Below are 6,555 nucleotides of genomic sequence, written 5' to 3'. Positions count from 1 at the left end.
GCAAACTGCTTTGCTTTCGGGGGAGATTTGGAGAGGTTCTCCCATATTTCCGAGCCGGTCTGACGGCGAAGAAATGGGAAACCTGTACTGAAGCTGTAGGCTTCAAATCTCCCCGTGCCCACAATGATTTGCGATATTTTAATTTATTTTGGCTAAGGAGGAGCGCCGCGAAAACTTCTGAGTTTTCATGGCGTCCGAGCGAAGACAGACTATAGGCCTAATACCGCGGGGCTTGCCCCGCGTCAGCACGAGCGGAGCGAGTTCCTAGATTACCCTGGGGCTTTGCCCCAGGGGCCTATATTTCCACCTGCACTAATTGTTGCTATCGCAGGAATTAGTGCAGGTGGAGATTTTAGTGAGTAATGAATAGTAGGTAGTGAACAGCAAGTAGTGAACAGTAAATTCTGTCGTAATTGGGAGACCTTCAGATACCTTCGACACATTTTCGAAACACTTGGCATCCTGCCACAAATACAAGAGAAAACGGCCTTAGATAAGGCTGTTTTGGGGTTTGGGTTTGCTTGACTTTTGGGGTGAAATATGATATACTTGAGGGCAGAAATCGTAATCGAGTGAAAACCCGATTTTGACAATCAACAAACCGCCAGAAGGCGGAGAAAGGTAAAAATGAACGGATCTATTAATCCTGGAATTGCTCCGCCTGCTGGCGGACCGACTCCTCAACCGCAACCTCAACCCGCCCCACAGCAGCCACCTAATCCTACAGTTAACCAGGCACCACAACTCGCGACTACGCCGACAGTTGTGCCAGCATGGAAAACTATTCGAAACGGAATCATTGCCTGTGCAGTCCTCACGCTCTGTCTGGTAGGTCTCCTGTCAGGTCTGGTCGGAACCGGGTGGTTTGCGTGGATCCTGTGTGGCATCGTAGCGTTCGGCGGCCTGGGAGTTTACGGGGTTGTCCCCGTGGAAATCCAGCGCACTGCCGTGCCACTGTTCTTCGGACAGCGAATCAACAGCTTCATCCTCAGGGAAGGATGGAATTGGCTGCCCCCAAGCCCAATCATGAGCGTCGTCATCGTGGATATGCGCGAGCGTGTCCTACGAATCGGCGAAAAGTTTGGTCAAGAGAAAATCGAGGAGTTGGTGGCAGCGACAATCCAGACGCCCGAAGAGACTGCCGACAATCCTGATCCGCATGGCAATGTTAGACTGGTAGAGATGATCTCCAGAATAACAATCATGTGGATTGTCATGAACCCGAACAGATTCATCAATGTCGGAGAGACTACCATCGAGGGAGCCTTAACCGACTTAGCTGTTAAGACCTTCCGAGCCGAAGCTTCTAAAATCAGCGACATTGACCTGATCCGGAGTACTGATGCATTCGAAAAGCATGTCCTTGGTGCCCTGGTGGATGACGAAGACGTGACCACACACGAGAAAATGACCGACATCTACGGCATCCGCATCCGCAGGGTCATCATTCCCAAAGTCACACATCGGGACCATAAGACAGTGGAGTCCTACGAATCGGTCGCCAAGGAGAAACGACAGAAACAGGCTGAGGAGATCGAGCGAACATTCCTGATTGAAACTATCGCTGCACTTAAAAACTCGGGCCTAAATCCTGAGCAGGCGGTGCTCGCAATACAAGCAGAACGGAACAAGAGTCGCCGCCAAGAGCTAATCATTCGGACTGACAAGGGTGTCGGCGATTTGACAGCGGCAGCGGCAGTACTACAGCAAGGTGGAGGACTTTTTACTCCGCCTATTCCGACCGCGTCACAGGGTGAAGGTTTGGCCCCTGATGCACCTCCGTGATAAATCAAAGAAGAAAGGATTAAAGTATGGCAAGACCAAAGACAGCGCCCGCTGCCCCGGCAGCACCTGCAACTCCAGCAACTCCTGCGCCAGCTCCAACCCCACCAACGCCGGCCACGCCAACCATGGCAGGTCAGCATCAAGTGGTGAAGGAGACGGCCAGAAATCTGGTGATTGGCGCGATCCTCCTGTTGCTCGCCTTGGCCTTTATCTGGCCCTGGTGCAAGAAGCAGATGAAGGATATAACCACTCGCCCCGCGAGCTCAATGGTGAACTCCTTACTCCAACCGGCATCGACCACACAAAAGAAAGAGGTCGTGGCGCCGGTTGACGAGTGGAGTCCGCCGACGGATGTGGCGGGAGTGTTCAAGTTCGTGATAGTCTACGGCGGGCCGGTTGAGGTTCGCCTCAAACGGTTCGACGGAACCTTCGAAGTCAAAAAGCGGGACCCAAACGGGCCGTCGATTGACCTCGGGCGGTTCGAGACAATCGCCTTTCGTTCGTTGGGGAAGAAGCCGGTGACAAACTGGGTTATCTTCCCAAACTAAGTTCTTCGCCGGCTTAAACCGGCCCACACCCCAACTGCGCAAGCGGTTGGGGTTTTTTGTTAAGAACCCTTACGAATAGGGCACACGAATGAAAAGGCAGTTGAAAACCATTAGGCAATAACCAATAACCAAGAGACAATAATCAAACAATAGAGAAGAACCAAGAGACAATAACCAAAACGAGGACACGAACAGAAGAAACGAAAACCGCCCAGCACTTATTTTTCGAAATTTCGAAAAATAAGTGCTGGGCGGTTTCTTTAATTCTTAGCGGAAAGGGATGTTGAAGGTGGTAAGAATCAGGCGAATGATGCCGTAAACCGAAACCATCACAAACATCCCGATGGCTCCCCAGAGAATATGTTGTCCTCCTTTAGTACGCTCTTCTTCACTTTCCGCGCCCTGCATATAAACAAAGACTCCGTAGATAAAGTACAGAACGGCTAGAGCGAAAAGAAGAGCAATGAGCGGGTTCACGATATAGGTTGCAACTCGCTCGATGATTGTATCCAATGATAAAGGCGCCATATTCAACAATTAGACCAACGACCCGGTTAAGGGTCGGAAGGTCAATCTTTTTAATTATCGAGTGACAGGTAGTTGGGTCTGGAAGTTTGGAATACCTGAAGTTGGAGCTTGCTGGTTGAGGTTTAGGGTACCGGCCAAAATGTTGACTAGGCCCCAGACAGAAACCATGACGAAAATGCCGATGACACCGTAGATCATGACTTCCTTAGCCTTCTCCTTCTTCTCCTCATCGTCGGTAAAGACATATGAGAATACGCCGTAAAGGAAGTAGACGACTGCGAAAGCAATCAAAACCGGCACAATTGCGTTTAGGATCTTGGAAATCAAGGCCAACAAATCAAAAGCGTTGTTAGTTGCTTGAGCCAAAGCTAAAGCCGGCAAAGCCCAGATTGAAGCGCCAATAATAAATTTCTTCATAATTAAAATAATAAATTAATAAATAAGCGACTTTTTAAGGTGTCTATATGATAACACTTAAAAACAGGGCCAACAATAAAGCTGGGGACAACTTAATCGCTCAAACCAATAAGCTGGGCGTTGTTGGTACCCACGGTTGGCTGCTCAAGAGGGGCATTGTCTACATCAAAAGTATAAACAAGGATATTAACCAAGCCGTAGACCGAGACCATCACGAAAATCGCTACAATGCCGTAAATCAGCTTGGTCTGCCACTCTTCGCGCTTTTCACCTTCCTCCTTGGCCATCATAAAAGCTGTGTAGATAACATAGACAATAGCGGCGGCAATCAGAAGCGGGATTAGGGAGTTTAGAATACCGATTAAAGTGTCGACCAAATCGGCGAAAGTTAAAATTTGAGCGGCGGCAATACCAGGAACCAGAGCGAGAGCCAGCAAGCCGAGAACCGGACTAAAACTCTTAAACTTGAAAATCGAACTATTCTTCTTCATATTTTTAAATTATTAATAACTAATTAATCGACATCGACTAAGCCCCCGTAATGGTATTGATTGTCGCCTGGATAATTTGGGCGATAACCCAGGAACCTAAAAGGATGGCGGCGCCAATCATCACATTCTGGAAGGTTTCCTTGGCCTTTTTGAGTTCTTCATCATTACCTTGGGCCTTAACGAAGAGAAAACCGGAATAAATGATGGCCAAAACCACGATAATCGTGCCGAAGCGCAGGACACCGTCGAGAACCTCCTTGAGAAAATTGAAAAGGGAGCCGGCTTGGAGCGGATTGCAGATTTGGCCTTGAGGACACGGTAGGCCACTACCGATGTCCCCGCCTCCAGAGCCGCGATCTTCGGCCAAAACCGATAGAGGCAAGGTGAGGACCGTTACCACGGCCAACCAGAAAAAATTTTTAACGGCTTGATTCATATTTTTATTGCTTTAGAACCGTATTAAAGCCCGGCTTTAGCAAGGTGCTGGTAATTGTTTGGACGAGCAACCAGCCGGCCAAGACTATTATAATCCCGATTGTCACTTTTTTGAAAATCCCCTTGGCTTTTTCCACTTCTCCTGAATCACCGCCAGCCGAAAGATATTTAAATCCGGCCCAGGCGAGAGCAACGGCCCCGACTGGCGCAGCGAAAGCGATAAAGAAGTTGATTAAATTGGTGACACCCCGAATAAAAGCGTAGTAATCGCAAGGACTTTGTGGAGTGTTGTCGCAAGGCACCAGTTGGAAACCGGAGCTGGTCGGATCAACGGCCAAAGCCAAACTGGCCGAGGCAAAGAAAATCGCCAGAGTGAAAACAAAGACCAGAGCGAAAGTTTTTTGGTTTCGGAACATTTACTTGATTAGACTGCCGAGCTCGGCAGTGGCCTGATTGACAGCTTCGGAAATTCTGGCTCGGCCTGATGTGACAGATTTTACCATATTTTTGAAGACAGTGTCACTACCCTCTCGATCCGGATCAATCCAACCACGAGACATCAGAGCCGAATCGTAGAAAACGGAAAGATAAGGGTCGGCCGGCCTGACTGACAGAAGATCTCGCCTTCCCGGTGGCAAAGAGGTGAGCTCACTTAGAAGCTTGAGCGAGTCGGTACTGGTCAAATCGAGTGCATTTGCAAAGGTGCTCGCCATGTCGTGAAGATTTTTGGTAAAGGCCAGACCCAAAACTCGGCCGAAAGTCTGGCGGGCCAAGGTTTTATCGGTTTGTGGCAAAATCGAGACATCAAAATCCAAATTTGGGTTGCGATCGCGGATGTCTTTAAGCTCGCTTGCGAAGCCGACATAAAAGGCCAGGTCGCCACTTACAAAATAACTGCGGGCAGTCGGCAAAGACGGGTTCCAAGAATAATTTGGCTTTTGTGGGTCGGCGAAACCGGTGTAAAAACGCAGAGCTTCTTCCGCCGGAGTCAGGGCATAATTAAATCTGTCGCCCAGAACGCTTTGCAGGATTCCCGTATCGCCGTAATTGGTAATCGGTGTGCCGGCCTGAAGAAGAAGGGCGCTTAGAATTTCCTTGGCGTTGGTGGTGTTTTCATAACCGCCAAAAGATATGGCCGCTTGGGTGATAATCGTATTGTTTTTGACAACTAACTTTGGTGTCATCGCCAAAAGTTCGGTCCAAGTGGCCGGCGGAGCGGCGATTCCGGCGTTGGTCAGAAGCGTACGATTCCAATACAGAACCAGAGGGTCGACAGTAAGAGGCAGGGCCGTGATGCCATTTGTCGAGAGAAACAACTCCCCTTCACTTAGATAAGTATCTTTGAAACTTCGCTCGGAAAGCGAGGTATAAGGGATTGGGATAAGCTTGTTGGCGTTGCGATAAATCAGATCTTGAGGCAAAAGCACGGCGTCTGGTCCTGCTCCAGCTGCCAAAGCTTCGATGAGGTCGCTCTCGAAAGATTCCGGGCGCTTCTCGACATAAACCATGCTGAATTTGTCGTCAGCTTGAGTGATTTTGTTGAACAAAGTTGTCATCTGGACCGAATTGAGCGTGCCCCAGAGGACTGTTTGGTTGCGTTTCGCTGTGTCGGAACCCTTGAATAAAGCAAAAGTTGCCACCGCGACGATGATGATAAAAATGAAGACGGCCATGAGAACGACTTGGAATTTGGACATAAAATTAATTATAAAACTTGAAGCTTGAAACTTGAAACCTTTTTACTTACTAAAAATAAAACCGTAGTGATGCGAGCCGGCCTCGATCTCACGCACCAACTTTAGCCCTTTGTCGGTGAAAAGCTTTTGAGCCTGAGCTTTCGTAATCACCCGGCTCGCCTCCGGGCCCATACCCGAAAAAGAATCGGCCCAGTCGATAACCAGAATTCGACCATTCGGCTTGATTACCCTCTTGGCTTCAGTGACAAAAACTTCGCGATTCTCGACCTGAAACAAAATATTGGCGATTACCACGGCGTCCAAAGAATTTTCCTGAATTTTACTGCCACCCAAACGCTCCAAATCGCCCCAAACATATTCAATATTATGCAAGCCCTCCAACTTGGCGGTGTTTTTGATTTTTTCAAGCAAATCTTTTTGGATATCGACGGCGTAGACACGGCCCTCCCCGCCAACTGCCCGCGAAAGCGCTATAGTATAGAAGCCGGAACCAGCGCCAAAATCGGCCACTTTAGCACTCTTCTCCAAATCGAGCTGTTCGATATTTTTTTGAGGATCACTAAACATCAGAATGTTTACAAGTAACCAATCACCAAGAAACAATAACCAAAAACTTGCGTCCTGATTTGGTAATTGAATTATTGATTATTGTTT

At 48.5% G+C, this 6,555-nt stretch carries 10 protein-coding genes; 3 read left to right on the top strand and 7 right to left on the bottom strand.

What is annotated here, in order from left to right:
• From WCT25_02880 to WCT25_02870, 3 genes are all read left to right on the top strand, one after another.
• Window positions 1–215, top strand: a 215-nt coding sequence (locus WCT25_02880) for a hypothetical protein (protein ID MFA6536353.1), incomplete at its 5' end; no start/stop codon positions are given.
• A gap of 412 nt (window positions 216–627) precedes the next feature.
• On the top strand, window positions 628–1,785 hold the full coding sequence (locus tag WCT25_02875; protein ID MFA6536352.1) for a hypothetical protein: 1,158 nt from the start codon (window positions 628–630) through the stop codon (window positions 1,783–1,785).
• Between the two features lie 26 nt (window positions 1,786–1,811).
• Window positions 1,812–2,333, top strand: coding sequence for a hypothetical protein (locus WCT25_02870; protein MFA6536351.1), 522 nt, complete (start codon window positions 1,812–1,814; stop codon window positions 2,331–2,333).
• 267 nt (window positions 2,334–2,600) lie between these two features.
• Here the strand turns inward: WCT25_02870 and WCT25_02865 are convergent, their stop codons facing one another.
• From WCT25_02865 to WCT25_02835, 7 genes are all read right to left on the bottom strand, one after another.
• The gene (locus WCT25_02865; protein MFA6536350.1) at window positions 2,601–2,861 is read right to left on the bottom strand and encodes a hypothetical protein; all 261 of its coding nucleotides are present in this window, start codon (window positions 2,859–2,861) and stop codon (window positions 2,601–2,603) included.
• A 54-nt stretch (window positions 2,862–2,915) separates the two neighbouring features.
• On the bottom strand, window positions 2,916–3,278 hold the full coding sequence (locus WCT25_02860) for a hypothetical protein (protein MFA6536349.1): 363 nt from the start codon (window positions 3,276–3,278) through the stop codon (window positions 2,916–2,918).
• A 92-nt stretch (window positions 3,279–3,370) separates the two neighbouring features.
• A complete protein-coding gene (locus tag WCT25_02855) occupies window positions 3,371–3,769 on the bottom strand; it encodes a hypothetical protein (protein MFA6536348.1) in 399 nt (132 codons plus the stop codon).
• Between the two features lie 37 nt (window positions 3,770–3,806).
• On the bottom strand, window positions 3,807–4,205 hold the full coding sequence (locus WCT25_02850; GenBank protein MFA6536347.1) for a hypothetical protein: 399 nt from the start codon (window positions 4,203–4,205) through the stop codon (window positions 3,807–3,809).
• A gap of 4 nt (window positions 4,206–4,209) precedes the next feature.
• Window positions 4,210–4,620, bottom strand: coding sequence for a pilin (locus tag WCT25_02845; protein ID MFA6536346.1), 411 nt, complete (start codon window positions 4,618–4,620; stop codon window positions 4,210–4,212).
• On the bottom strand, window positions 4,621–5,901 hold the full coding sequence (locus tag WCT25_02840) for an extracellular solute-binding protein (GenBank protein ID MFA6536345.1): 1,281 nt from the start codon (window positions 5,899–5,901) through the stop codon (window positions 4,621–4,623). It abuts the gene before it with no gap.
• A gap of 42 nt (window positions 5,902–5,943) precedes the next feature.
• Complete coding sequence (locus WCT25_02835; protein MFA6536344.1) at window positions 5,944–6,468, bottom strand: methyltransferase domain-containing protein; 525 nt, start codon at window positions 6,466–6,468, stop codon at window positions 5,944–5,946.
• Window positions 6,469–6,555 lie beyond the last annotated feature (87 nt).

The organism is Candidatus Paceibacterota bacterium (genome assembly GCA_041666545.1).
In the GTDB taxonomy this organism is placed as follows: domain Bacteria; phylum Patescibacteriota; class Minisyncoccia; order Phycocordibacterales; family JBAYGS01; genus JBAYGS01.
This window is presented reverse-complemented; position numbering and strand designations above follow the sequence as displayed.

Coding starts and splice junctions, on each gene's coding strand:
- WCT25_02875 (MFA6536352.1), top strand. CDS start 628: ATGAACGGATCTATTAATCCTGGAATTGCTCCGCCTGCTGGCGGACCG.
- WCT25_02870 (MFA6536351.1), top strand. CDS start 1,812: ATGGCAAGACCAAAGACAGCGCCCGCTGCCCCGGCAGCACCTGCAACT.
- WCT25_02865 (MFA6536350.1), bottom strand. CDS start 2,861: ATGGCGCCTTTATCATTGGATACAATCATCGAGCGAGTTGCAACCTAT.
- WCT25_02860 (MFA6536349.1), bottom strand. CDS start 3,278: ATGAAGAAATTTATTATTGGCGCTTCAATCTGGGCTTTGCCGGCTTTA.
- WCT25_02855 (MFA6536348.1), bottom strand. CDS start 3,769: ATGAAGAAGAATAGTTCGATTTTCAAGTTTAAGAGTTTTAGTCCGGTT.
- WCT25_02850 (MFA6536347.1), bottom strand. CDS start 4,205: ATGAATCAAGCCGTTAAAAATTTTTTCTGGTTGGCCGTGGTAACGGTC.
- WCT25_02845 (MFA6536346.1), bottom strand. CDS start 4,620: ATGTTCCGAAACCAAAAAACTTTCGCTCTGGTCTTTGTTTTCACTCTG.
- WCT25_02840 (MFA6536345.1), bottom strand. CDS start 5,901: ATGTCCAAATTCCAAGTCGTTCTCATGGCCGTCTTCATTTTTATCATC.
- WCT25_02835 (MFA6536344.1), bottom strand. CDS start 6,468: ATGTTTAGTGATCCTCAAAAAAATATCGAACAGCTCGATTTGGAGAAG.